We start from the raw sequence: 23,400 nt of genomic DNA on the forward strand, positions 1-23,400 counted from the left end.
ACCAAGCGCAAATCGCTATCAAATAAAGACTTCCCAATCTCACCATGGGCAATCGTCCAGGCGCTCGTAGTCCTGCACCGCAGTGAACTCCGAAGAGGGCTTTCTCCCCGCTTTTTTGGGCATCGCCGACCTGCTGATCACCTGGAAATGCGAGGCAGAAAAACGTCGCACCTCGATCACGGCGGGAGGCGCCTTGAGCAAAGACTGTTCCACCGACGGCTTGCTGCGCGCAGGCTGTGCAGGCGCCGGGCAGATGACTTGCAGCACGGCCAGCTCATCGGTATTGGTCTGCAGCAGCCCCTTGCAGCTCATGCCATCTTCGCGGGCCAGAAAGGTCTGCAGATCTTCGGCCACATTCTGAGGCGACAGGCAGCCTTGCTCCGGTGCAGACTGCACACCACCGCTCTTGGACGCAGGTTCGGTACGGGTGCTGACCTGCCATAGCCCGGATTCTATGGACTGCAGCACCTTGAGCTGTGCCATGCCGGCGTCCTCTACGGCGGGCTGCGCCCACACAGCACCGGCGCAGCCAAGGCCTGCGGCCAGCGCGGCGGTAGGAAGAAGTCGAAACGGGTTGATGTGCATGGCTGAAGTCTAGGCTGGCGAGGTCTTGAGATACGTCATCCAACATCCAACGCTATGGCCGCCAACATGCGCACAACCTGTGCCATACGCCCGTAGTCGAGCCGGTCCCAGGTGTCCGTGCTCTTGTGGTAATGGGGATTGCGCATGAAAGAGGTGTCCGTGACCATGATGGCCGGATAGCCTAGCCGCCAGTAGCTGAGGTGATCCGAGAAATCCACGCCATGCACAAAGCGCGGAGAGTTCAGCGAATGCACGCCCAGTGGCAAGTCGGCATCGGCTGCGGCGCGCATCACGGACTTGGTACGGCGCATGGCACCAAAGTCCTTGAACTCGCCAATCAGGCCGATGAAGTTGGCCTGATCTGGGTAGAACCAGCCCAGCGGCGCCAACGGATAGCGCTGGCTGCCTGGCGCATCGCTGTAGTAGCCAATCATCTCCACCGACAGCATCAGACGCACGGCACGGCCACTGTCTCGCAGCGATCTGGCGTGGCGGTAGCTGCCCATGTCATCGGTACGAAAGTTGGGCGGCTCCTCCAGCGTGTAGAAAACCAGCTCCACCGGCTGCGTGGGCGGATTCGCCGCCAGCACATGGGCCAGTTCCAGCAGACCGGCCACGCCGCTGGCGTTGTCGTCGGCGCCCGGGGTGTGCGTGTCCGGCGTCGGCCCGGCACCCTTGCCTCCTGCTTCGCCATGGCTGTGCTCATGCTCCGTCAACGCACTGTCGTAATGCGCACCCATGACCAGCAGCGGCGCAGTGCTGTCCGCAGGGCCAAAGCGGGCGATCAAGTTTTCGTAGCCGTTCCCATCCACCTCGAAGCGTTGCCGCTCTGCCTTCACACCCGACTGAGCCAGCTGGGCGGCGATATAGTCCGCAGCCTTCTGCAAGGTCTGTGGCTGGTCAAAGCTGCGCCCCAGAAAATCTTCGCTCAGCACCCTCACATGGGTTTGCAGACGCTGAGGCGAAACCTGCGGCTTTGCAGGCACAGTCAATCGGGCAGTGGGTTTCAGTGGCTGGGCCGCCACGCAGCCGCCGATGCCAAACGCCGTCAGCAGCGTACCGAGCAAGATGGCCGACCCGTTCAGCCATCGGCGGGAGATGCGTGATACGCAGGGTGATGAAGAGGCAGGGCTTGGCGGTATCGGTTGCGGCATGACAGGGGAACTAGGAATTCAAGGGCACATTGCATAAGCGGTCATCCGCACCACTTTGCAACAACCGACGCAGCTCCCCTACCATCGGTGCCCAAAGTGCCGCAAGCATGTACCGGGAGTATTGCCATCGTGTTCCGATTTTTTGAAAGACAGGTCCCACCCTATCCAGCGCAGGAACCCAAGGTGCCGCCCAAAGGCTTTTTTGCCTTTATCTGGGCCTGCACCCAAGGCATGCGCGGCTGGATCGGGCTGATGACCCTGACCTCCGCCCTGCTGTCCGTCTATGAAGCCCTGCTGTTCGCCATCATGGGCCGTGTGGTGGACTGGCTGGGCACGGCCTCGCCCGTCAATTTCTGGGCCGAGCAGCATGCCACCATCATCGGCATCGCCGGCATCCTGCTGGGCAGCGTGCTGTTGCTGGCCTTGCACACCACCGTCATGCACCAGGTGCTGGCCATCAACTTTCCCATGCGGCTGCGCTGGCTGTTTCACAAGCTGATGCTGGGCCAGAGCATGTCGTTCTATGCCGACGAGTTTGCCGGCCGCATCACGACCAAGATCATGCAGACCGCGCTGTCGGTGCGCGAAGTGGTCTTCATGGTGGTCGATGTGTTTGTGGGCGTGGGTGTCTACATGGTCGGCATTCTGATCCTCGCGGCCAGCTTCGAGTGGCGGCTGATGATTCCGTTTGCCATCTGGTTTATGGCCTATGCCGCAGCCTGCTTCTACTTTGTGCCGCGCCTGGGCAAGATCGGCAAGGAGCAGGCCGATGCGCGCTCCATGATGACGGGCCGCGTGACCGACGCCTATACCAATATCGCCACCGTCAAGCTGTTTGCCCACACACGCCGCGAAGCCGAATACGCACGCAACGCCATGGAGGCCTTCAAGGCCACAGGTTATGCACAGATGCGTCTGGTCAGCCTGTTCGAGATCACCAACCATCTGATGATCGCGCTGCTGCTGCTGGGCAGCGGCGGCACGGCTCTCCATCTGTGGACACAGGGTCAGGCCAGCGCCGGCGTGGTGGCAGCCGTAATTGCCATGGCGCTGCGCCTGATGGGCTATTCGCACTGGGTGATGTGGCAGATGACGGGCCTGTTCGAGAACGTGGGCACGATTCAGGACGGCATCACCACCCTGACCAAACCCCGCACCATCGTGGATGCCCCCGACGCCAAACCGCTGCAGGTCACCCGCGGCGCCATCGCCTTCAAGGACGTGAGCTTTGGCTACAAGGCCGACGGCAAAAAGGTCATGGACCACCTGAACCTCGACATCCGCCCCGGCGAGCGCATTGGCCTGATCGGCCGCTCGGGCGCGGGCAAGTCCACGCTGGTCAATCTGCTGCTGCGCTTTCACGAGGTGCAGGGCGGGCGCATCACCATCGACGGCCAGGACATTCGCGGCGTGACCCAGGACAGCCTGCGCGGCGCCATCGGCATGGTGACGCAAGACACCTCGCTGCTACACCGCTCCATGCGCGACAACATCCTCTACGGGCGCCCCGACGCGAGCGAAGAGGAAATGCGCGCGGCCGCCGACAAGGCCGAAGCCTCCGACTTCATCGCCACGCTGACCGACCTCAAGGGCCGCAACGGCTATGAAGCCCAGGTGGGCGAGCGCGGAGTCAAGCTCTCGGGCGGCCAGCGCCAGCGCGTGGCCATTGCACGCGTGATGCTCAAGGACGCCCCCATCCTGCTGCTGGACGAAGCCACCAGCGCACTGGACAGCGAGGTCGAAGCCGCCATTCAGGAAAGCCTGGACAGCCTGATGCAAGGCAAGACCGTGATCGCCATCGCCCACCGCCTCTCGACTATTGCGGCCATGGACCGCCTGATCGTGATGAACGAAGGCCATATCGTGGAAGAAGGCACGCACCAGCAGTTGCTGGCGCGCGGCGGCATCTACGCCAAGCTCTGGGCGCACCAGAGCGGCGGCTTTCTGGCCGAGGTTTCAGAGCAGCAAGAATCATGAACAGGACTTACGCAAACCAGCCGGGCCGCCGATGCGGATGCACCAAGGGTATTTCCGTAGGGCAACCGCTTTACCTGAACCTGATTTACGTAATTCGTAATGAAATCGAACTCCAGCCCTTACCCTGAAAGCGCAAACAGCTATGACTATTGAATTGAACAAGCACGCACAACAGCAAGCCATTGCCTCCATCGAACGCTATTTCCGCGAGAACATGGACGAGCCCATTGGCAATATGCAGTCGGGCGCACTGCTCAATTTCTTTCTCGCCGAAATCGGCCCCAGCATCTACAACAAGGCCGTGGCCGATGTGCAGCAAAACCTGCAGGCCCGGCTGCAGGAGCTGGACTATGAAGTGGGCCAGGAAGAATTTGGCTACTGGACGGCCAAGCGCGCCGGCAAGCGCTGAAATGACACCAGCCCAGCGCCTGCAGGCAGCTCTGCGGTCTGAACCCACTGCAGTGTTGGCGCTGGCGCGCGCTCTTCGGGATGAAGGCATGGCCCAGACCGCACTCTATCGCCTGTACCAGGCGGAGCATGCGCGCAGCGACCTGACCGGGCTGCAGCTGGATGCACTGGCCGACGCCCTGGATCTGATCTGGGGCGGTGGCTGGGCCAAGGGCCAGGCCTTGTTCGGGCAAGCGCTATCGCAAGAACGGCTGGACAGCGAATAAGACCCGCCAGGACGGCCCATGCGCCCTGCCAGCCGGCCCGGCTGGCATACCATCGCCGCATGCGTCTTCTCCACACCTCCGACTGGCATCTGGGCCAGCACTTCATGGGCCAGAGCCGCCAGGCCGAGCATCAGGCACTGATTAACTGGTTGCTGCAGCAGGTACAGGCCCATCAGGTCGACGCCGTGCTGATTGCCGGCGATGTGTTCGACACCGGCGCACCGGCCAGCTATGCGCGCGAACTCTACAACCAGCTGATTGCGCGGCTGCACCAGGCCGGCGTGGGCCTGCTGATTCTGGGCGGCAACCATGACTCGGTCAGCGTGCTCGACGAAAGTCGCGATCTGCTGCGCCATCTGGGCACACAGGTGATTGCCTCCACCGGCGCGCCGCCGCAGCATGCCGTCACACTCCCCTTGCGCGGTTCAGATCGGCCCGGCTGCATCGTCTGTGCCCTGCCCTTTATCCGCGCCCGCGACGTACAGCAAAGCCAGGCCGGTCAAAGCGCGCAGGACAAGCAGCTGGCCTTGCAGACCGCCATTCAGTCCACCTATCAACAGGTGTATGAAGCGGCCCTGGATCTGCAGCAACAGCTGCAAGCCACGCTGGGCCGCAAGCTGCCCATCATCGCCACCGGCCATCTGACCACCGTGGGCGCCAGCAGCAACGAGTCGGTGCGCGAGATCTATGTGGGCTCGCTCGAAGCCTTTCCCACCAATGCTTTCCCGCCCGCCGACTACATTGCGCTGGGCCATATCCACCAGCCGCAAAAAGTGGGCGGCATGGAACATATCCGCTACAGCGGCTCGCCGATTGCGCTGGGCTTTGACGAAGCGCGCCAGACCAAGCAGGTGCTGCTAGTCGAGCTGAACGAAAACGGCCTGCAGGGCGTAACGTCTCTGCCCGTGCCGGTGTCCCAAGCCATGGCCGCGCTGCGCTGTACCTTGGCCGATCTGCCAAACGCGCTGAAGAAAATAGCCGCTGACGCAGACCCCAAGCGCGCCACCTGGCTGGATATCACGATTGAAGAGGACGACTATCTGGCCGACCTGCCCGCCCGTGTGCAGGCCCTGGCCGAGGAGTTGCCCGTGCAGGTGCTGCGCATCAAGCGCCAGCGCGGCAATAGCGCACCACAGCTGCAAGGCGCAGCCATGGAGTCGCTGGACGAGCTGACCCCGCTGGACGTGTTTGCCCGCCGCCTGGCACTGGAGACGCTGGAGCCGCCGCTGCAGCAGGCACTGACCGAGCGCTATCGCAGCGTGGTCGAATCCTTGAGCCACCCCGAAAACCCCCCCTGGAGCGCCGCATGAAAATCCTCAAGCTGCGTCTCAAGAATCTCAATTCGCTCAAGGGCGAGTGGCAGGTCGATTTCACCGCCGAACCCTTTGCTGGCAACAGCCTGTTTGCCATCACCGGCCCCACGGGCGCAGGCAAGTCCACCTTGCTGGACGCCATCTGCCTGGCGCTGTACCACCAGACACCGCGTCTGGCCACCATCAGCGCGGGCAGCAATGACTTGATGACGCGCCATCAGGCCGACTGCCTGGCCGAGGTGGAGTTCGAAGTCAAAGGCGTGATCTACCGCGCCTTCTGGAGCCAGCGCCGCGCACGCGACAAGGCCAGTGGCGCGCTGCAGGTGCCCAAGGTGGAACTGGCACGTGTGGCCGACGGTCATATCCTCAGCAGCCAAAGTGCGGACAAGCTCAGACAGATGGCCCAGATCACCGGGCTGGACTTTGCGCGCTTCACCAAATCCATGCTGCTGGCCCAGGGCGGCTTTGCGGCCTTTTTGCAGGCCAGCGCCAACGAGCGCGCCGAGCTGCTGGAAGAGCTGACCGGCACCGACATCTACAGCCAGATTTCGCAAACCGTGTTCGAGCGCGCCCGCGATGCGCGCCAGTTGCTGAGCACCACCCAGGCACAGGCCGACGGCATGCAGTTGCTGCCCGAGGAAGAGCGCAGCCAGTTACAGGCCGAGGCCACCCAGCTGCAAAGCGCGCTTTCTGATCTGCAACAAAGCCACCAGCAGCTGCAAAGCCTGCAGCGCTGGCAGGAACAAACCGCACAAGCTCGGGTGCAGGCCGAGCAGGCCCAACTGCAGGTCCTGCAAGCCCGGCAAGCGCTGGATGCTGCCGCACCCGATCTGCAGCGTCTGCAAGCCCACGGCCCGGCCCAGGCCATTGCGCCGTTGCACCAGCGCTGGCAACAGATGCAAAGTGCCAGCGAGGCTGCACAAAGCCAGCTCAGCGATCTGCAAGGCAGGCTAGCGCAAACGCGCGGCACGCAGTGGCATCTGCACCATCAGGCCAGTGCCTTGGCCGCGCAATCACATCAAAAAGCAGAGCTGCTTGCGCATGACCTGCAAGCGCAACAGGCCGATTTGACCGAATGGCAGCAGCAACATGCCACCCATGCCCAACTCGGCGAACAGCTGAGCGGCTGGCGCGAGCAGCTTGAACAACGCCAGCAGCACCAGCAGCAATTGCAGCGCGCGCAGGCCGAGCTGCAAGACACCCAGAATCAGGCTCAAGACCTGCAACAACAAGGCAGTGCACAAGCCACCCTGGTGCAGCAGGCGCAGACCACACTGCAGCAAGCCCAAGCCGCTGCCGAACAAGCCAACGCGGCCCAGCAAACACTGTTGGCCGCCCATGGCGGCAGCCTGGCCCAGTTACGCACCGACTGGCAGGCTGCGCAGCAGCAGATGCAGCTCATCCTGCAATTGCAACAGCAGGCCAGCCAGCGCAGCACGCTGCACCAGCAAGAGCAGCAACTGAGCGCCGATCTGCAGGAATGCGGCGAGCGCATGCAGCAGCAAGCTGCGGATCTTGTCGGCCTGCGCAGCCGGTACAAGGCGCAGAACGAAAAAGTCAGCGACAAGGAGCAGTTGCTGGCGCAAGAGCGGCGCATTCAAAGCCTGGAGGCGCACCGCCGCTCGCTGCAACCCGGCGAGGCCTGCCCGCTGTGCGGCTCGCACGAGCATCCGGCCATCACCACCTATGCGGCGCTCGATATATCGGCCACCGAAGCCGCACTGCAAACTGCCAGAGCCGAGCTGGAAGCGCTCAAGGAGCAAGGCAGCCAGCGCAAGGCCGATCACGCAGCCAGCGAAAGCCAGCACAGCAGTCTGCAAAAGCAGCTGGCAGCGACGGCTGCCCATATCCGGCAATGGCAGGCGCAGTGGAGCGCATTGCGCCAAGCCTGCGCCCCCACGCTGACCGACGATGCCTGGATGCAGCCCGAGGCATTGACACAACTGCATCAGCAAAGCCACCAGCAAGCCACAGGCCTGCAGCAGGCACTCAGCGATGCCGAGGCAGGCGAGCGCCGCGCACAACAGGCCAGGGATGCGGCCCATACCGCCGCGCAAAGCTTGCAAGGCGCCGAGCACCAGCAAGAGCGCGTGCGGCAGGCCCAACAAGGCAACGCCGCCCAGCAGCAGCGTTTGAGCGACGCCGTTCAGGCCCTGCAAGCCAGCGCATTCGCCCTCAATGCCGGGCTGCAAGCTGCCATGTCGCAAGCTGGCTGGACCGTGCCCGATGCGGCGCACAGCCAGGCCTGGCTGCAGGCACGCCAGCAGGACTGGCAGCAATGGCAGCAGCGCAGCACCCAGTTGCAGGCGCTGGCTCAGCAGCTGGTATTGCAGCAGCGCCAGGTGGAGCAAGCCGCTCAAGACGCCCGGCACTGGCAGCAAGGCGCGGAGCAATTGCCAACCGATAGACAAACCCTGGATGCCCAGGCGCCCGCCCTACCCACAAACCTGGCCGAATGCGCCGCACAGCTGGAACGCACGGTGCAGCAACTGGCCAGCCTGCAAGGCCAGAGCCAGCAGGCCAGCAGCCATCTGGCCCAGTTGCAGCAAAGCAGCGCCGAAGCGCAGGCCGCATGGGATGCCGCGCTGAAGGCCAGCCCTTTTGCCGATGCTGCCGCCTTTGCCCAGGCCCTGCTGCCCGCCGATGAATGGCAGCGCCTGACAGAGCGCAGCGATCAATTGCAGCAAGCCTTGCAGCGCAGCCAGACCTTGCTGGCTGAAGCCACGCAACACCATACCCGGTTGCAGGCCCAGGCCTTGACTGCGGAAACGCCCGAGGCCATCACCGCCCAGCTGCAGGCACTGGAGGCCGAGCGCGGCAGTCTGACCGAACGCCTGGGCGCCCAGCGTGCACGCCTGGCTGACGATGAAAAGCGCCGCACTGGCCAGCAGGCCTTGCTGCTGCAAATTGCGGCGCTGGAACAGGATAACGATCTATGGCAGCGCCTCAACAGCCTGATCGGCTCCAGGGAGGGCGACAAGTTCCGCAAGTTTGCGCAGGGGCTGACGCTGGACCATCTGCTGCTGCTGGCCAACCGCCATCTCGCGCGTCTGCACGGCCGCTATCTGCTGCAACGCAAGCCCACGGGCGAGCTGGAGCTGGACATTGTGGACAGCTGGCAGGGCGATGTGGCACGCGACACGCGCACGCTCTCGGGCGGCGAGGCCTTTCTGGTCAGCCTGGCCCTGGCTCTGGCCTTGTCCGACCTGGTCAGCAGCAAGACCTCCATCGACTCGCTGTTCCTCGATGAAGGCTTTGGCACGCTGGACGGCGACACGCTGGAGGTGGCACTGGCCGCGCTAGACGCGCTCAACGCCAGCGGCAAGATGATAGGCATCATCAGCCATGTGGAAGCGCTCAAGGAGCGCATCCCGGCCCAGATCCGCGTGGAAAAAGGTGCGGGGATCGGCTACTCCAGACTGACGGTGTAATTCGATAAAAACAGCTTGCAGCGCTTGATGGGAGAGCGCTGCAAGCTACGATTTCTGATACTTCGTTTCCATTGGACACCAGGGTCACCCGAACCGCAGCCGGCTCACACACCCTGTTTGCCGTACCATCCAGACCCTTGCTTGATAGGTACAAGCCATGATCCGGATCGCAGAACTCAAACTTCCCCTCTCGCAGGTTCAATACCACCCCGAGAACCACACCGAATTTCACCCCACGGAAAAGCTCACGCAACTGGCGGCAGAGCGCCTGGGGGTCACGACACAGGCCATCGCCAGCCTGCAGGTCTACAAGCGCAGCTTCGATGCCCGCAAGGCCGAATTGCTGGCCGTCTATATCGCCGATGTCGCACTGGTAGATGAAAGCCAGGAAGCCGCGCTGCTGCAGCGCTTTGCAGGCGACTCCCATGTCAACCCCACGCCCGATCAGCGCTGGACGCCCATAGGCCAGGCTCCCGCCGATCTGGCCGAGCGCCCCGTGGTCGTGGGATTCGGCCCCTGCGGTATGTTTGCCGCCCTGGTACTGGCCCAGATGGGCTTCAAGCCCATCGTGCTGGAGCGCGGCAAGACCGTGCGTGAGCGCACCAAGGACACCTGGCGCCTGTGGCGCAAGCGCGAGCTGACGCCAGAGTCCAATGTGCAGTTCGGCGAAGGCGGTGCCGGCACTTTCTCGGACGGCAAGCTCTACAGTCAGATCAAGGACCCGCGCCACCTGGGCCGCAAGGTGCTGACCGAGTTTGTGACCTATGGCGCACCACCCGAGATTCTCTACGCCGCCCATCCCCATATCGGCACCTTCAAGCTGGTCAAGCTGGTCGAAGGCATGCGCGAGGAAATCCGGCGCCTGGGCGGCGAAATCCGCTTTGAGCACCGCGTGACCGATGTACAGATCGAGGGCGAAGGCGAACAACGCCAGTTGGTCGGCCTGCAAGTGCTCAACCAGGCCACGGGCGAAAGCTATTCGCTGCCCACTCATCACGCAGTGATGGCACTGGGTCACAGCTCTCGCGATACCTTTGTAGCGTTCTACGAACGCGGCGTGGCCATGGAGGCCAAGCCTTTCTCCGTGGGCTTCCGTATCGAGCATCCGCAAAGCGTGATCGACCGCGCCCGCTGGGGCAAGGACGCCGGCCACCCGCTGCTGGGCGCTGCCGACTACAAGCTGGTGCACCACGCCAAGAATGGCCGCGCGGTCTACAGCTTCTGCATGTGCCCCGGTGGCACCGTGGTGGCCGCGACCAGCGAGCCCGAACGCGTGGTGACCAACGGCATGAGCCAATACTCGCGCGCCGAGCGCAATGCCAATGCGGGCATGGTCTGCGCCATCGATCCCACCGACTACCCGCGCGACGCCAAGAGCTTTGCCTGGGCCTTCGACGGCAAGACCTACGGCGTCGAAGACCTGCCCGAGGGCGCGCTGCACCCGCTTTCGGGCATCGTGCTGCAGCGCCAGCTCGAGACCAAGGCCTATCTGCTGGGCGGGCGCAATTACAACGCGCCGGGCCAGCTCGTGGGCGATTTCATCGAGGGCAAGGAATCCGCCGCGCTGGGCGAGGTGCAGCCCTCGTACAAGCCCGGCATCACGCTGGTCAATCTGCACCACGCGCTGCCCACCTATGCCATCGAGGCCATGCGCGAAGCGCTGCCGGCGTTCGGCAAGAAGATCCGCGGCTATGACATGAAGGATGCCGTGCTGACCGGCGTGGAAACCCGGACCTCCTCGCCCGTCAAGATCGGCCGCGGTGCGGACTTCCAGAGCGACAACACGCGCGGCCTCTATCCCGCAGGCGAAGGCGCCAGCTATGCGGGCGGCATTCTGTCGGCCGGCGTGGACGGCATCAAGGTCGGCGAGGCCGTAGCCTGCGCCATTCTGGGCGTGGCCGTGCCGTCCTCGGGCTCGCGCGGCTCGGGTGGCGCCCTGTAATCCTGGTCACTGCCTCTGGCAGACATCATCTCCGGCCCCCTTGCCTTCGCAGCATGACAAAGACCAGGGGCCGGAAACTGTTGCTTTTTGAAGATACAGGGCTCTGACTGACAGGCAAAAATCCGGGGCATGGATAGGCTGAGGGCTTTATCCACCGTAAGCTCAGCGCCACCATGAAAGCCCTGCGCCCCATTTCCATTCTTGCTCCTGCGCTTGCCCTGGCCGGCCTCGGCCTTGCCGGCGGCGCCAATGCCCAGACTGCAGAGTCCGCCGCTGCCGCAGAGACGGCTGCCAAGCCCTCTGCCTTGTCCGGCTGGATGTTCGGCTACGCCCCGTTCGACTGGCATTTTTCCGATGCCAAGAAGGAAAACGATTTCGAGCCCGATGAGCAAAAGCACGCCTATGTCTGGCTGATCCAGGCCGAAAAAGAGCTGGATGAGCGCCATATCGCAGGCTTTGCGTATTTCAAGAATTCATTTGGCCAGCCCAGCCAATACGCTTACTACGGCTGGCGCTTCAGGCCTTTCGACAGCGTGCCCGGCCTGTTTTTCAAGATCACGGGCGGTGTCATTCACGGCTACAAATTCCCGTACAACAAGAAAATCCCGTTCAATAACAAGCATGGCTGGGGCCTGACCGCCATCCCCGCCGTGGGTTATGACTTCAACAAGAACTGGGGCGGCCAGATCAATGTGCTAGGCAACGCGGGCGTGATGTTCCAGCTCAACTACACGGTGCGCTGACGCTGCACGGCTTCACTTGCCACGCAGGCTCGTGTAATCGGGCGCCCTCTTTTCCAGGAACGCAGCAATACCTTCGCGGGACTCCTCGCTGCCCTGGGCCTCCACCATGAACTCGGCCTCCTGCTCCAGTTGCTGCTGCAGCGACTGATGCTGGGCCGAGTGGCATAGCGTCTTGATACGTGCCATGGCCTGCTCGGGACCTGCGGAGATCTGCCGGGCCAGCTCCAGAGCGGCAGACAGCGCACCGCCGGGCTCGGTCAGGCGATTGATGCAACCCAGCTGATGCATGCGCTCGCCACTGACTCTTTCCCCGGTCAGGCACAACTCGGTCAGAACCTGACGCGACACGAATTCGGACAGAAAAGCGGTCGCACCGCCATCGGGGGTCAGCCCCACTTTGACATAGGCCACCGAAAACACCGCATTGCGCGCTGCAACCAGCATGTCGCAGGCCATGGCCAGGGACAGACCCGCGCCAGCTGCAGCGCCCTCCACCGCGGCAATCACGGGCTTGGGGCAGTCGCGAATGGCGCGGATGAAATGGTTGAGGTCTTCCAGCCGTTCGCGCCGCTGGGGGACGGACAGCTCGCGGCGCGTAGCCAGTTGGCGCAGATCACCCCCTGCGCAAAAATGCCCGCCCTCACCCGTGAGGATGACCGCAGCAACGCTGGCGTCGGCCACAGCATCACGCAGCCCGTCCATGACCGCGTGGTAATACTCGGGCGACAACGCATTGCGCGCTGCCTGGTTGTTGTTGGAAAGAATGAGAACCGCGCCGTCGCGGCGGCTGATGAGTGCAGGATTCACGGCAAACCTCCTGCAGACAATGTAGCGGCCCGCCCGCGCTGCGCATAGCGGGACAGGCCTGGGTCGCTGTCACATGGGCATCACTGGCCGGGCCGCACGATCAGCGACGCGGGCCCCAATGCCCGCCGCCGCCATGCCAGCCCCGTGGCCCATGGTTCCAGCCGCCGGAGTACCAGCCGTAGCCGGGGCGTGGCGGCATGGCCCAGCGGCCGGGACGCCAGTTGTAGCGCCCGCCGCCCCAACCCCAGGAGCCGCCGATCCAGACATAGGCCGGCGAAGGCGCCACGGGAATGATCTCGGTCTGCAGCGGAGGAGGCGCCATGGGCGCATAGACATCGCCCGCGATCACCTCTCCACCGTAGGCAGGATAAGTGGGATAGGCGGGAGCCACAACGCAACCCGAAAGCAAGGCCGCCGCGCCGCCCAGCACGAGAGGCAACCAGCGGCGAGAAACGGTTTGAGAAAGCACGGACATTGCAACTCCTGAAGTCTTGCTTCTACAACGCAAAAGCCCCTGCCGAATGTTGACAGGGGCTTGTGAAGCGTGGGTAAAGACAGGCTACTGCCGTTTACACATTCAAACCATCAGCGGGCATTCTGCAAAGCGGCAATGCGCTCCTCGATGGGGGGGTGAGTCGAGAACAGCTTGCCGATGCCGCCGGCAATGCCCATGGCAGCCACGCTCTTGGGCAGCTCGCCGGGATGCATGCCACCCAGACGGGCCAGGGCATTCATCATGGGTTGACGATTGCCCATGAGCTGGGCAGCACCCGCATCGGCGCGGAACTCACGCTGACGCGAGAACCAGGCCACGATCATGGCGGCCACAAAGCCCAGCAGCACATCGAGCACCAGGGTGGTGATCATGTAACCGATGCCGGGGCCCGAGCTGCTTTCGTCGTTACGGCGCAAGAAGCTGTCCACGGCGTAACCAATGACACGCGACAGAAACACCACAAAGGTGTTCATCACGCCCTGGATCAGCGTCATGGTCACCATGTCGCCATTGGCGATGTGGGCCACTTCGTGGCCGATCACGGCCTCGACTTCCTCACGGGTCATGCCTTCGAGCAGGCCCGTGGACACGGCCACCAGGGCCGAGTTCTTGAAAGCGCCAGTCGCAAAGGCGTTGGGCTCGCCTTCGTAGATACCGACTTCGGGCATGCCGATGCCGGCTTTTTCGGCAAAGCCGCGCACGGTGTTGACGATCCAGGCCTCATCGGCATTGCGTGGTTCGTTGATGACCTGCACGCCCGATGTCCACTTGGCCATGGGCTTGGAGATCAGCAGCGAGATGATGGCGCCGCCAAAGCCCATGATGAAGGCAAAGCCCAGCAGGGCGCCCAGGTTCAGGCCGTTGGCCGTCAGATAGCGGTTGACGCCCAGCAAGCTGGCGACGATGCCCAACACCGCCACCACGGCGATATTGGTCAGAAGGAATAAGGCAATACGTTTCATCGAGGGTGTACTCCACAAGGGGGACAAAATGACCAAGACCCTGATGCACCGCCTGTGCTTGGCGAATGCTTAACCAGCCAGCTCTCTTTCTGGCAGTACCTGTTGTTGTGTTGCTTGTGCGGTACGTGGGGCTCGGAAAACTAGAGAGTCATCATAGAAGGAAAAGTTCTGGTTTTCATGGCTCCAGCCCGGGATTCCTAAGATGGGAATAGGTAGATAGGGCTTGTCGGCCAGATTGCAAGCACCGCCGGCAATTTGCGCACTCAGCCATCCATCGGCTTCAGCCGTTGCCATGGCTTGCCTGCCCTCTTGCACAGGCACACAGATCACATGGGCCGTGATGGATTTGCGCGGATGCACCAGCTTTTCCAGCAAAGCATGGCCTATGGGCAGGAATCGCGCTTGCGCCCACAGTGCTCGATGCGCGACAAACAGATCCTGCCAGCGCCTTTGCCGCAGCGCAGCGCATAAGGCTTCGGGGGCCAGCAGCAAGCCGCCGTTTTCATCGAGCACGGTGATCGCATCACGCAGCCTGCCACGCTGCGCACCTACACCCTGGCGCGCAATTTCTGCGGCCTGCAGCCGGTTGAGCTGTTGCTTGAGCCGCGGCCAGTGCAGCCAGATCAGGCCATTGAAGAAATCGTGCAGATTGTCGCGGGTGGGAATGCAGCGCCGGTCATGGATAAAAGCCTCGTAGGCCACCCCAGCGGGCAGCTGCTGCTGATCGACGAACTGCCAGCCCGGCAGCAAGCCATGCTCAAGCGCCACTTGCTGCAACGCCTGGGCCACCGTGGCGCCACCCTGCACATACTCATGCGCAGACTGGCCCAGCACCTGCAGCTGCACCAGCCACGGAGCTTGCCAGTCGATATTCCAGTCTGCCGCCCAGCGTGCGGGCTGCTGCTCTGCCAGCATCAGTGCTCGGCCCCGTTTGGCGCTACCCGCTTGTCCCGCACCGCCACGCGGGGCGTGCCTTCGTCGCGCAGCTCAAAGGCCTGGGTGGCGGCCATGAGCTTGGTCAGCGAGGCATAACCATAGTTGCGTGCGTCAAAAGACAGCTTGTTGCCGATATGCGTGCCCACTGCGGCCACGCGCGCCCAGCCAGCCTCGTCCTGGGTGGCCTTGACGGCATCGCGCAGCATGGCGATGAGCTGCTTGTCCTGGCGCAGCAGATGGGAAGGCACGCGCAAGCTGGCACACGCGGGCACGGCCACGCCTGCAGGCCTGGCTTCGGCATCGGCAGGTTTGGGCGCTGCGGCGGGGGCCCTCGCCAGCGCTTCGGCCTCTTGCGATTCCTTGCGCTCGCTACGGCTGGTGATGCCGTCGCCCAGCTCCAGCAGGGCATCGAAATACAGAAAGCGCGAGCAGGCGTTGACGAAAGCCCTGGGCGTCTGCTCCGCGCCAAAGCCGTAAACCGCAGCGCCCTTGGCGCGCAGATGCATGACCAAGGGAGTGAAGTCAGCGTCCGACGAAACAATGCCGAAGGCGTCGGGCTTTTCGGTATAGAGCAGCTCCATGGCATCCACCGTCATGGCCATGTCGGTGGCGTTCTTGCCTTTGGAGTAATCAAACTGCTGCATGGGGCGCACCGCATATTCCAGCAGCTTGCCCTGCCAGCCATGCAGTCCGGGCTTGGTCCAGTTCCCATAGGCGCGGCGGATGTTGATGACGCCGAAGGTGGACAGCTCGGTCAGGATCTCGTCGATCATTTCTGCGGGCGCGTTGTCCGCATCAATCAGCAGGGCAATACGGGGCTGAGCATCGGTGGGCATGCAATCTCCTCGGTGATTCGAGCCCTGAAAGGCCAATTCTTCAGGGCATTCGTTCTGGAGATCGTAAACAGATTCCCAAGCAGGTGTCGCCAAACTGCCCCGCAGCAACCACCTTGTCAGAGGCTCGCCTGCCTGGAATGCTTATCTGGACTTGCCCTGTGCAGCGCCTTGCTCGCTTATTTTCTTCATGTCGGCACAAGCTCTTTGCTGCTGTACGGCTGGCATGGTCGCCCATTTACTCCGAAAGTCCGCACCGGCCTCGTCATAGGCCTTGTCGTAGCTCTTGGCATCCACCCCTTGTGCCAGCATGGCCTGACGCTGCTGTGCTTTGCGCGCCTCTGCATCACCGGCCGACAAATGGCCGCAAGCCTTGCCCATTTCCGTCAACGTCGCGGCCATGGTCAACAGCTTGCCCTTGGCTTCGTCCAGCGGTGCCGCGCTGGCTCCCGCTGCCAACACGCCTAGCAATGCAATGGCTGCTCCGGTTTTTCCTACTGTCATCACTCATGCCTCCTTGGCTACTACGTTGCAAAAAATGAAGCCTGCGCTCAGCTCCAGCACCTGGCAGCCGTTGGGTACATGGCTCGACCAGTGATGGCTGAAATCTTAGGAAGAAAGAACACCATCTCCATGCACCGCTTACCCCTGCATACAAATAGCCCACTCCGGTGGGGCCTGCTGCAGTGCGTCTCCCTCGGCTCGAAGCAATATCAAAAAAAAGAGCTGCCAACGCAGCTCCCTTCTTGCTTTCAAGCGCAAAGTGTTTGCTAATCAAGCAAGCATCTGCGCCAACAGCTCTCTTTTTCAATCCTGCATCTTCCAGGGCAGAACTTCACCGAAGCGCAGCGGCTTGAGCTGGGCACCTTCGCCGTACTCGAAGCTCACGGGGGGAGTCCAGCTTTCCTTGACCAGGGTGATGGTGTCGGTGTTGCGGGGCAGACCGTAGAAGTCGGCGCCGTTGAAGGAGGCAAAGGCTTCGAGCTTGTCCAGTGCGCCAGCGCCGTCAAACACCTCGGCATACATCTCGATGGCAGCATGGGCGCTGTAGCAGCCGGCACAACCGGTCGCAGCTTCCTTCAGATGCGCGGCGTGAGGCGCGCTGTCGGTGCCCAGGAAGAACTTCTTGCTGCCACTGGTCGCCGCTTGCACCAACGCCAGGCGGTGGGTTTCGCGCTTGAGCACGGGCAGGCAATAGAAGTGCGGACGCACGCCGCCCAGGAAGATGGCGTTGCGGTTGAACAGCAAATGCTGGGGGGTGATGGTGGCGCCCAGGAAGTCGTCTGCAGCGGCCACGTACTCGGCAGCTTCCTTGGTCGTCACATGCTCCATGACGATCTTGAGCTCGGGGAAGTCGCGACGCAGCGGCTTGAGCTGCTGCTCGATGAACACCGCTTCGCGGTCGAACAGGTCAATGCTCTGATCGGTCACCTCACCGTGCACCAGCAGCACCAGACCTTCGCGCTGCATGGCTTCCAGCGTGGGGTAGATCTTGCGCAGATTGGTCACGCCATGATCGCTGTTGGTGGTGGCACCGGCGGGATAGAGCTTGCAGGCCACCACACCGGCCGCGCGGGCAGCGACGATTTCCTCGGGAGTCAGGTTGTCCGTCAGATACAGCGTCATCAGCGGCTGGAACCGGCTGCCCGCGGGCAAGGCAGACAGAATGCGCTCGCGGTAGGCAATGGCCATCTCGGCCGTCGTCACTGGCGGCTTCAGATTGGGCATGATGATGGCACGGCCCATCTGGCGGGCGGTGTGGGGCACCACGCAGTGCATGGCATCGCCATCGCGCACATGCAGGTGCCAGTCATCGGGACGAGTGATCGTGAGGGTCTGAGTCATGGCCGATATTCTCCCATCATCCCTGAATGCCAAGGCCACGCCCTGCCATCGGGCTGCGCGAGGACAGCGGCAACCATTGTGCACTGCACACGACGAACAGGCCAACCGCACTTTCCAGCCCTGGCCTCCAGGCAGGAATTGCTGAAGAATGGGGCCAAGGAGGATGTCCTATGTCTATTCCTCGACACCAGTCGGTGCCCCCGCTGCAGACCGACTTTCTCAGTGCCAGCGATGCCGCCCGCCTGGTCGTGCGCACCGGCATCACCCAGGTATTGCGCCAGATTGCCGACGCCATAGAGGCCGATTTCGGCCGCTGGCCGGATTTCGACAAAAGCGCGCGTACCGCCGCACATTCAGCCAGCGGCGTGATCGAGCTCATGCCCGTATCTGATGCGCAGGACTATGCTTTCAAATACGTCAACGGTCACCCGCACAACCCGCAGCTGGGCCTGCCCACCGTCATGGCCTTTGGCGCTCTGGCCGATGTCGCCACCGGCATGCCGCGCTTTGTCAGCGAGCTGACGCTGACCACAGCCCTGCGCACCGCCGCCACCTCGGCCATGGCCGCGCGCCATCTGGCGCGTGCGGACAGCCACAGCATGGCGCTGATAGGCAACGGTTCGCAAAGCGAATTTCAGGCCCTGGCCTTTATGGAGCTGCTGGGCTTGCGCGAGTTGCGGCTGTTCGACATAGACCCGGCGGCATCGCAAAAGCTGCTGCGCAATCTGCAGCCGTTTCTGGCGCAGTTCGAGGCCAGCGCCAGCATCGCGGCCAGCGTGGCAGAGGCCGTGCGGGGGGCGGATATCGTGACCACCATCACCGCAGACAAAACCCATGCCACCATCGTTCACAGCCATCTGCTCGAAGCCGGCATGCATCTGAATGCCGTGGGCGGCGACTGCCCTGGCAAGACCGAGCTCGAAGCTGCCGTGCTGGAGCAGGCCCAGGTCTTTGTCGAGTACGAGCCCCAGACCCGCATCGAAGGCGAGCTGCAGCAAATGCCCGCCGCATTTGCCGTGACCGAGCTATGGCGTGTGCTGCAAAAGCAGGCTCCGGGGCGAAGCTCGGCAGAGCAGATCACGCTCTTCGATTCCGTGGGGTTTGCGCTCGAAGACTACTCGGCTCTGCGCACCATGCACGGCCTTGCGCGGCGGGCCGGTCTGCTGTCGCAGATCGAGCTGGTACCGTCTCTGACCGACCCCAAGGACCTGTTCGCCATGCTGCGGCATGCGCAAAGCGCGCAGCTCATCCCATTTTCCGCACGCAAATCCGCCTGAAACATCCACCTGAAACGAACCCTGCTTATGAAACGCTCTTCCTCACAAGCGCACAACAAGCGCCTGACCCAAGCCACCCTGATCGGACTGCCCACCGATGTAGGTGCCTCCAGGCTCGGGGCGGCCATGGGACCGGATGCGCTGCGCGTGGCCCAGCTTGGGCCGGCACTGGAGCGCCTCGGCGTGCGAGTTCATGACCTGGGCAATCTGGCCGGCCCCGCCAATCCACGCGGCGCACGTGACATGGATGGCCTGCGCAACCTGGCCGAATGCCTGCGCTGGAATCAGATTGCACATGATGCCGTGCTGCAGGTACTGGAGCAGAACCGGCTGCCCATTTTGCTGGGCGGCGACCACACGCTGGCCACAGGCTCCATCAGTGCCATTGCCAGGCACTGCCGCGCTGCGGGCAAGCAGTTGCGCGTGCTCTGGCTGGATGCCCATTCTGACTGCAATACGCCTGCCAGCTCCCCCACCGGCAATTTGCATGGCATGCCCGTGTCCAGCCTCTGCGGCCTGGGGCCCAAGGAGCTGGCCTCGCTGTCGGGAAGCATTCCCGCCCTGCCCGCCTCGGCCTTCTGCCAGATCGGCTTGCGCAGCGTCGACGAAAGCGAGAAGCACATGATTCGCGAGCTGAATCTTGAAGTCTATGACATGCGCGCCATCGACGAACTGGGCATGCGCGAGGTGATGCGCCGTGCTCTGGCCGGGCTATTCGGGCCGGGCAGCGAAGATATTCATCTGCACCTGAGCTTTGATGTGGACTTCCTGGACCCCGATATCGCCCCCGGCACCGGCACACCGGTGCGCGGCGGCCCCACCTACCGCGAGGCCCAGTTGTGCATGGAGATGATTGCCGACACCGGCCGGCTGGCCTCCCTGGACATCGTGGAGCTCAACCCGGCCCTGGACATGCGCAACCAGACCGCCGAGCTGGTGGTGGACCTGGTGCAAAGCCTGTTTGGGCAAAGCACCTTGATGCGCACGCCCTGAGGCTCCTGGCACCGCCTCCGCACCCGCTTCGCAGGCATTAAAAAAGGCGCTCCTGAGAGCGCCTTTGACTGGGTGATCCGCCGCATCAATGCTGCAGGATCTTGTTGAGGAATTCCTTGGTACGCGGCTGCCGGTTTTCGGGATGACCGAAGAACTCTTCCTTGCTGCAGTCCTCCAGAATCTTGCCTCCCACATCCATGAAGATCACGCGGCTGGCCACCTTGCGTGCAAAGCCCATTTCATGGGTCACGCACATCATGGTCATGCCTTCGTTGGCCAGGCCCATCATCACGTCCAGCACTTCACCCACCATTTCCGGATCCAGCGCCGAAGTGGGTTCGTCAAACAACATGACGATGGGGTCCATGGACAGGGCGCGCGCAATGGCCACACGCTGCTGCTGACCGCCCGAGAGCTGCCCGGGGAACTTGTCCTTGTGAGCTGTCAGGCCCACACGGTCCAGCATCTTGAGGCCACGGGTCTTGGCATCGTCGGCGCTGCGACCCAGCACCTTCATTTGCGCGATGGTCAGGTTCTCGGTCACCGACAGGTGCGGGAACAGCTCGAAGTGCTGGAACACCATGCCCACGCGGCTGCGCAGCTTGGGCAGGTTGGTCTTGGGATCGTGCACGGCCGTGCCGTCCACAAAGATCTCGCCCTTCTGGAAGGGCTCCAGCGCATTGATGGTCTTGATCAGCGTGGACTTGCCCGAGCCCGAAGGGCCGCACACCACCACCACCTCGCCCTTGTTGATATTGGTGGAGCAATCGGACAGCACCTGAAAGCTGCCGTACCACTTGGAAACGTTCTTGAGTTCAATCATTGCAATTCCTCAAAGGGAGCCGGCTTAACGGATGATGGCGATCTTTTTGTGCAGGCGCTTGACCAGCCAGGACAAGGCGTAGCAGATCACGAAATAGGTCACGGCCGCAGCCAGATAGGATTCGATGGGACGGCCAAAGTTCTTGCCGGCAATCTCGAAGCCCTTGAGCATGTCATACGCGCCAATCGCATAGACCAGCGATGTATCCTGAAACAGGATGATGGTCTGTGTCAGCAACACGGGCAGCATGTTGCGGAAGGCCTGGGGCAATACCACCAGACGCATGTTCTGGCCATAGCTCATGCCCAGAGCCTGCCCGGCAAACACCTGTCCACGTGGAATGGACTGGATGCCGGCACGCATGATTTCCGAGAAATATGCGGCCTCGAACGCCACAAAGGTGATGATGGCCGAGGTTTCCGCACCGATGGGCTTGCCGATCAGCATGGGCATCAGCAGGAAGAACCACAGAATCACCATCACCAGCGGGATGGAGCGCATGCCGTTGACATAGATGGTGGCAGGAATATCCAGCCACTTCTTGCCCGACAGACGCATCAGTGCCAGCAGGGTGCCGAAGAAGATGCCGCCCAAGGTGGCAATCACGGTCAGGGTCAGGCTGAAGTACAGCCCCTTCAGCACAAAGTTGCTGAACAGGTCCCAGGAGAAAAACGACCAGTCGAGGTTGAGATTCATATCAGTGGCCTCCACCGCTGGCTGCAATCAGGCCGGGCACGCGAGAACGCTTCTCGATGAAAGCCATGATGCGGTTGATCATGAAGGCAGAAATCACATACAGGCCAGTCACAGCCAGGTAGACCTCCACGCCGCGCGAAGTTTCCTCCTGCGCCTGCATGGCAAACATGGTCAGCTCGGCCACGGACACGGCAAACGCCACCGACGAGTTCTTGAACACGTTCATGGCCTCGCTGGTCAGCGGCGGGATGATGATGCGAAACGCCATGGGCAGCAGCACATAGCGATAGGTCTGGAAGGTCGTGAAGCCCATGGCCATGCCGGCATAACGCTGGCCGCGCGGCAAGGCCTGGATGCCCGAGCGCACCTGCTCGGCAATACGCGCCGAGGTAAAAAAACCAATGGCGAACACCACCAGCACAAAGCCCGGCAGGGACTTCATGGCAGGGAATATCGCGGGGATCACGTGGTACCAGATGAACACCTGGACCAGCAGCGGAATATTTCGGAACAACTCAACCCAGGCATTGCCCAGGCGCACGGTCCACGGCCTATCAGGCAAGGTACGCAAGGTACCGATCACAGCACCCAGGACCAGTGCAATCACCAGCGACAGCAGGGCCACGGACACCGTCCAGCCCCATGCCGACATCATCCAGTCCAGGTAGGTGATATCACCGTTCTTGCCAAAACAGCTCTGCCCGACCTCTTGGGTAATGGTGTCCTGACAGAACACCTGCCAATCCCAACTCATACGAGCACCTCTTTCATTCTTGGTTTGCGAGGGCAAACGCTCACATCGCCCATCTCAACAAAAAAAGCCCCTTCCAACCGCTTGGTAGAAGGGGCGGTACACCTATAAGAAGGAATTACTTGATTTCGTAGGCTTCCATGGGCTTGTCATTGGGATGAGCCCAGGCTTCCTTGGTAGCTGCCGACAGGGGCAGACCCACCTTCACGTTGTTGGGAGGAATAGGCTGCATGAACCACTTGTCGTACAGCTTGGCCAGCGAGCCGTCCTTGATCTGGCGAGCGATGGAGTCGTCCACGGCCTTCTTGAAGGCAGCGTCATCCTTGCGCATCATGCAGGCGATGGGTTCCACCGACAGCACTTCGCCCACGATCTTGTAATCGCTGGGGTTCTTGGACTTGGAGATGTTGGCGGCCAGAATGGAGCCGTCCATGATGAAGGCATCGGCGCGGCCGGTTTCCAGCATCAGGAAGCTGTCTGCATGGTCCTTGCCCATGACTTCCTTGAAGGTCAGGCCGTCCGCGCGCTTGTTCTTGCGCAGGGTCTGCACCGAAGTAGTACCCGTGGTCGTTACCAGGGTCTTGCCGTTCAGGTCCTTGATGCCGTTGATGCCCGAATTGGCACGGGTGGCAATGCGCACCTCTTCCACATAGGTGGTGTAGGCGAAGGAGGCATCCTTCTGGCGAGCCAGGTTGTTGGTGGTCGAGCCACACTCGATATCCACGGTGCCGTTCTGCACCAGGGGAATACGGTTTTGCGAGGTCACGGGCTGGTACTTGATCTCCAGCTTGGCCAGGCCCAGCTGCTTCTGGATGTCGTGCAGGATCTGCTCGCCCATCTCGGTATGGAAGCCCACATATTTGCCATTGCCCAGCGTGTAGCCCAGGCCCGAGGATTCACGCACACCGAACGTCACGCTGCCGGTGGATTTGATCTTGGCCAGGGTGTCATTGGCCTGGGCGAACACGCTACCAGCTGCCAGCGCGGTCACGGCGATGGCCAACAATTGCTTCTTCATATCGATCTCCTATTGGTAAGGACCAAAAACGCTTGCCACTTGATTAACGCGACGCCCCTTGTGAGGGTAGACAAATCACGTCAAGAAATGTACTGCACCCATTGTGCAGTGCCGAGAGTCTTCCCAACGCAAACATTTCTAGGA

General features: G+C 62.4%; 22 protein-coding genes. 9 read left to right on the top strand and 13 right to left on the bottom strand.

What is annotated here, in order from left to right:
* Positions 1–39: 39 nt before the first annotated feature.
* Together QMY55_RS20450 and QMY55_RS20455 are read right to left on the bottom strand one after the other, a co-directional pair.
* Entirely contained in the window at positions 40–585 is a 546-nt protein-coding gene (locus QMY55_RS20450; protein WP_283485944.1) for a hypothetical protein, read from the bottom strand.
* Positions 586–620: 35 nt separating this feature from the next.
* On the bottom strand, positions 621–1,652 hold the full coding sequence (locus QMY55_RS20455; protein WP_283485945.1) for a M28 family peptidase: 1,032 nt from the start codon (positions 1,650–1,652) through the stop codon (positions 621–623).
* Between the two features lie 216 nt (positions 1,653–1,868).
* Here QMY55_RS20455 and QMY55_RS20460 point away from each other — a divergent pair, with 216 nt between their 5' ends.
* From QMY55_RS20460 to QMY55_RS20490, 7 genes are all read left to right on the top strand, one after another.
* Positions 1,869–3,716: an ABC transporter ATP-binding protein gene (locus QMY55_RS20460; protein ID WP_283485946.1), complete on the top strand. Its 1,848-nt coding sequence runs from the start codon at positions 1,869–1,871 to the stop codon at positions 3,714–3,716.
* Positions 3,717–3,858: 142 nt separating this feature from the next.
* The gene (locus QMY55_RS20465; RefSeq protein WP_283485947.1) at positions 3,859–4,125 is read left to right on the top strand and encodes a DUF2164 domain-containing protein; all 267 of its coding nucleotides are present in this window, start codon (positions 3,859–3,861) and stop codon (positions 4,123–4,125) included.
* A gap of 1 nt (position 4,126) precedes the next feature.
* A complete protein-coding gene (locus QMY55_RS20470) occupies positions 4,127–4,390 on the top strand; it encodes a hypothetical protein (protein ID WP_283485948.1) in 264 nt (87 codons plus the stop codon).
* A gap of 59 nt (positions 4,391–4,449) precedes the next feature.
* A complete protein-coding gene (gene sbcD, locus QMY55_RS20475) occupies positions 4,450–5,700 on the top strand; it encodes an exonuclease subunit SbcD (RefSeq protein ID WP_283485949.1) in 1,251 nt (416 codons plus the stop codon).
* On the top strand, positions 5,697–9,134 hold the full coding sequence (locus QMY55_RS20480) for an AAA family ATPase (RefSeq protein WP_283485950.1): 3,438 nt from the start codon (positions 5,697–5,699) through the stop codon (positions 9,132–9,134). Before sbcD ends, QMY55_RS20480 begins: the two co-directional genes overlap by 4 nt.
* A 157-nt stretch (positions 9,135–9,291) precedes the next feature.
* Positions 9,292–11,076, top strand: a complete 1,785-nt coding sequence (locus QMY55_RS20485) for an NAD(P)/FAD-dependent oxidoreductase (RefSeq protein WP_283485951.1) — start codon at positions 9,292–9,294, stop codon at positions 11,074–11,076.
* A 173-nt stretch (positions 11,077–11,249) separates the two neighbouring features.
* Positions 11,250–11,819, top strand: coding sequence for a hypothetical protein (locus QMY55_RS20490; RefSeq protein WP_283485952.1), 570 nt, complete (start codon positions 11,250–11,252; stop codon positions 11,817–11,819).
* A gap of 12 nt (positions 11,820–11,831) precedes the next feature.
* Here QMY55_RS20490 and QMY55_RS20495 read toward each other — a convergent pair whose 3' ends face one another.
* The 7 genes from QMY55_RS20495 to pyrC form a co-directional block, all read right to left on the bottom strand.
* Positions 11,832–12,626 (bottom strand): oxepin-CoA hydrolase, alternative type, encoded by a 795-nt coding sequence (locus QMY55_RS20495; protein ID WP_283485953.1) that lies wholly within the window; start codon positions 12,624–12,626, stop codon positions 11,832–11,834.
* 100 nt (positions 12,627–12,726) lie between these two features.
* Positions 12,727–13,101, bottom strand: a complete 375-nt coding sequence (locus QMY55_RS20500) for a hypothetical protein (RefSeq protein ID WP_283485954.1) — start codon at positions 13,099–13,101, stop codon at positions 12,727–12,729.
* Positions 13,102–13,211: 110 nt separating this feature from the next.
* Entirely contained in the window at positions 13,212–14,084 is an 873-nt protein-coding gene (gene htpX / locus QMY55_RS20505; RefSeq protein WP_283485955.1) for a protease HtpX, read from the bottom strand.
* Positions 14,085–14,153: 69 nt separating this feature from the next.
* Positions 14,154–14,999, bottom strand: a complete 846-nt coding sequence (locus tag QMY55_RS20510) for a DUF3025 domain-containing protein (protein WP_283485956.1) — start codon at positions 14,997–14,999, stop codon at positions 14,154–14,156.
* Positions 14,999–15,856, bottom strand: coding sequence for an NYN domain-containing protein (locus QMY55_RS20515; RefSeq protein WP_283485957.1), 858 nt, complete (start codon positions 15,854–15,856; stop codon positions 14,999–15,001). Before QMY55_RS20515 ends, QMY55_RS20510 begins: the two co-directional genes overlap by 1 nt.
* Before the next feature lie 141 nt (positions 15,857–15,997).
* Positions 15,998–16,357, bottom strand: a complete 360-nt coding sequence (locus QMY55_RS20520; protein ID WP_283485958.1) for a hypothetical protein — start codon at positions 16,355–16,357, stop codon at positions 15,998–16,000.
* Positions 16,358–16,660: 303 nt separating this feature from the next.
* Positions 16,661–17,707, bottom strand: a complete 1,047-nt coding sequence (gene pyrC, locus QMY55_RS20525; RefSeq protein WP_283489026.1) for a dihydroorotase — start codon at positions 17,705–17,707, stop codon at positions 16,661–16,663.
* Between the two features lie 161 nt (positions 17,708–17,868).
* Between pyrC and QMY55_RS20530 the strand changes: the two genes are divergently transcribed.
* Positions 17,869–18,975: an ornithine cyclodeaminase gene (locus QMY55_RS20530; protein WP_283485959.1), complete on the top strand. Its 1,107-nt coding sequence runs from the start codon at positions 17,869–17,871 to the stop codon at positions 18,973–18,975.
* Positions 18,976–19,002: 27 nt separating this feature from the next.
* Positions 19,003–19,968, top strand: a complete 966-nt coding sequence (rocF, locus tag QMY55_RS20535; RefSeq protein ID WP_283485960.1) for an arginase — start codon at positions 19,003–19,005, stop codon at positions 19,966–19,968.
* A gap of 85 nt (positions 19,969–20,053) precedes the next feature.
* On the opposite strand, the gene QMY55_RS20540 is transcribed toward rocF, so the two are convergent.
* From QMY55_RS20540 to QMY55_RS20555, 4 genes are all read right to left on the bottom strand, one after another.
* Entirely contained in the window at positions 20,054–20,791 is a 738-nt protein-coding gene (locus QMY55_RS20540; RefSeq protein ID WP_283485961.1) for an amino acid ABC transporter ATP-binding protein, read from the bottom strand.
* A 24-nt stretch (positions 20,792–20,815) separates the two neighbouring features.
* A complete protein-coding gene (locus QMY55_RS20545) occupies positions 20,816–21,487 on the bottom strand; it encodes an amino acid ABC transporter permease (RefSeq protein WP_283485962.1) in 672 nt (223 codons plus the stop codon).
* 1 nt (position 21,488) lies between these two features.
* Positions 21,489–22,241, bottom strand: a complete 753-nt coding sequence (locus tag QMY55_RS20550; protein WP_283485963.1) for an amino acid ABC transporter permease — start codon at positions 22,239–22,241, stop codon at positions 21,489–21,491.
* Positions 22,242–22,356: 115 nt separating this feature from the next.
* On the bottom strand, positions 22,357–23,256 hold the full coding sequence (locus QMY55_RS20555) for a transporter substrate-binding domain-containing protein (protein ID WP_283485964.1): 900 nt from the start codon (positions 23,254–23,256) through the stop codon (positions 22,357–22,359).
* Between the last annotated feature and the right edge of the window lie 144 nt (positions 23,257–23,400).

This window comes from Comamonas resistens, assembly GCF_030064165.1.
Lineage (GTDB): Bacteria > Pseudomonadota > Gammaproteobacteria > Burkholderiales > Burkholderiaceae_C > Comamonas > Comamonas resistens.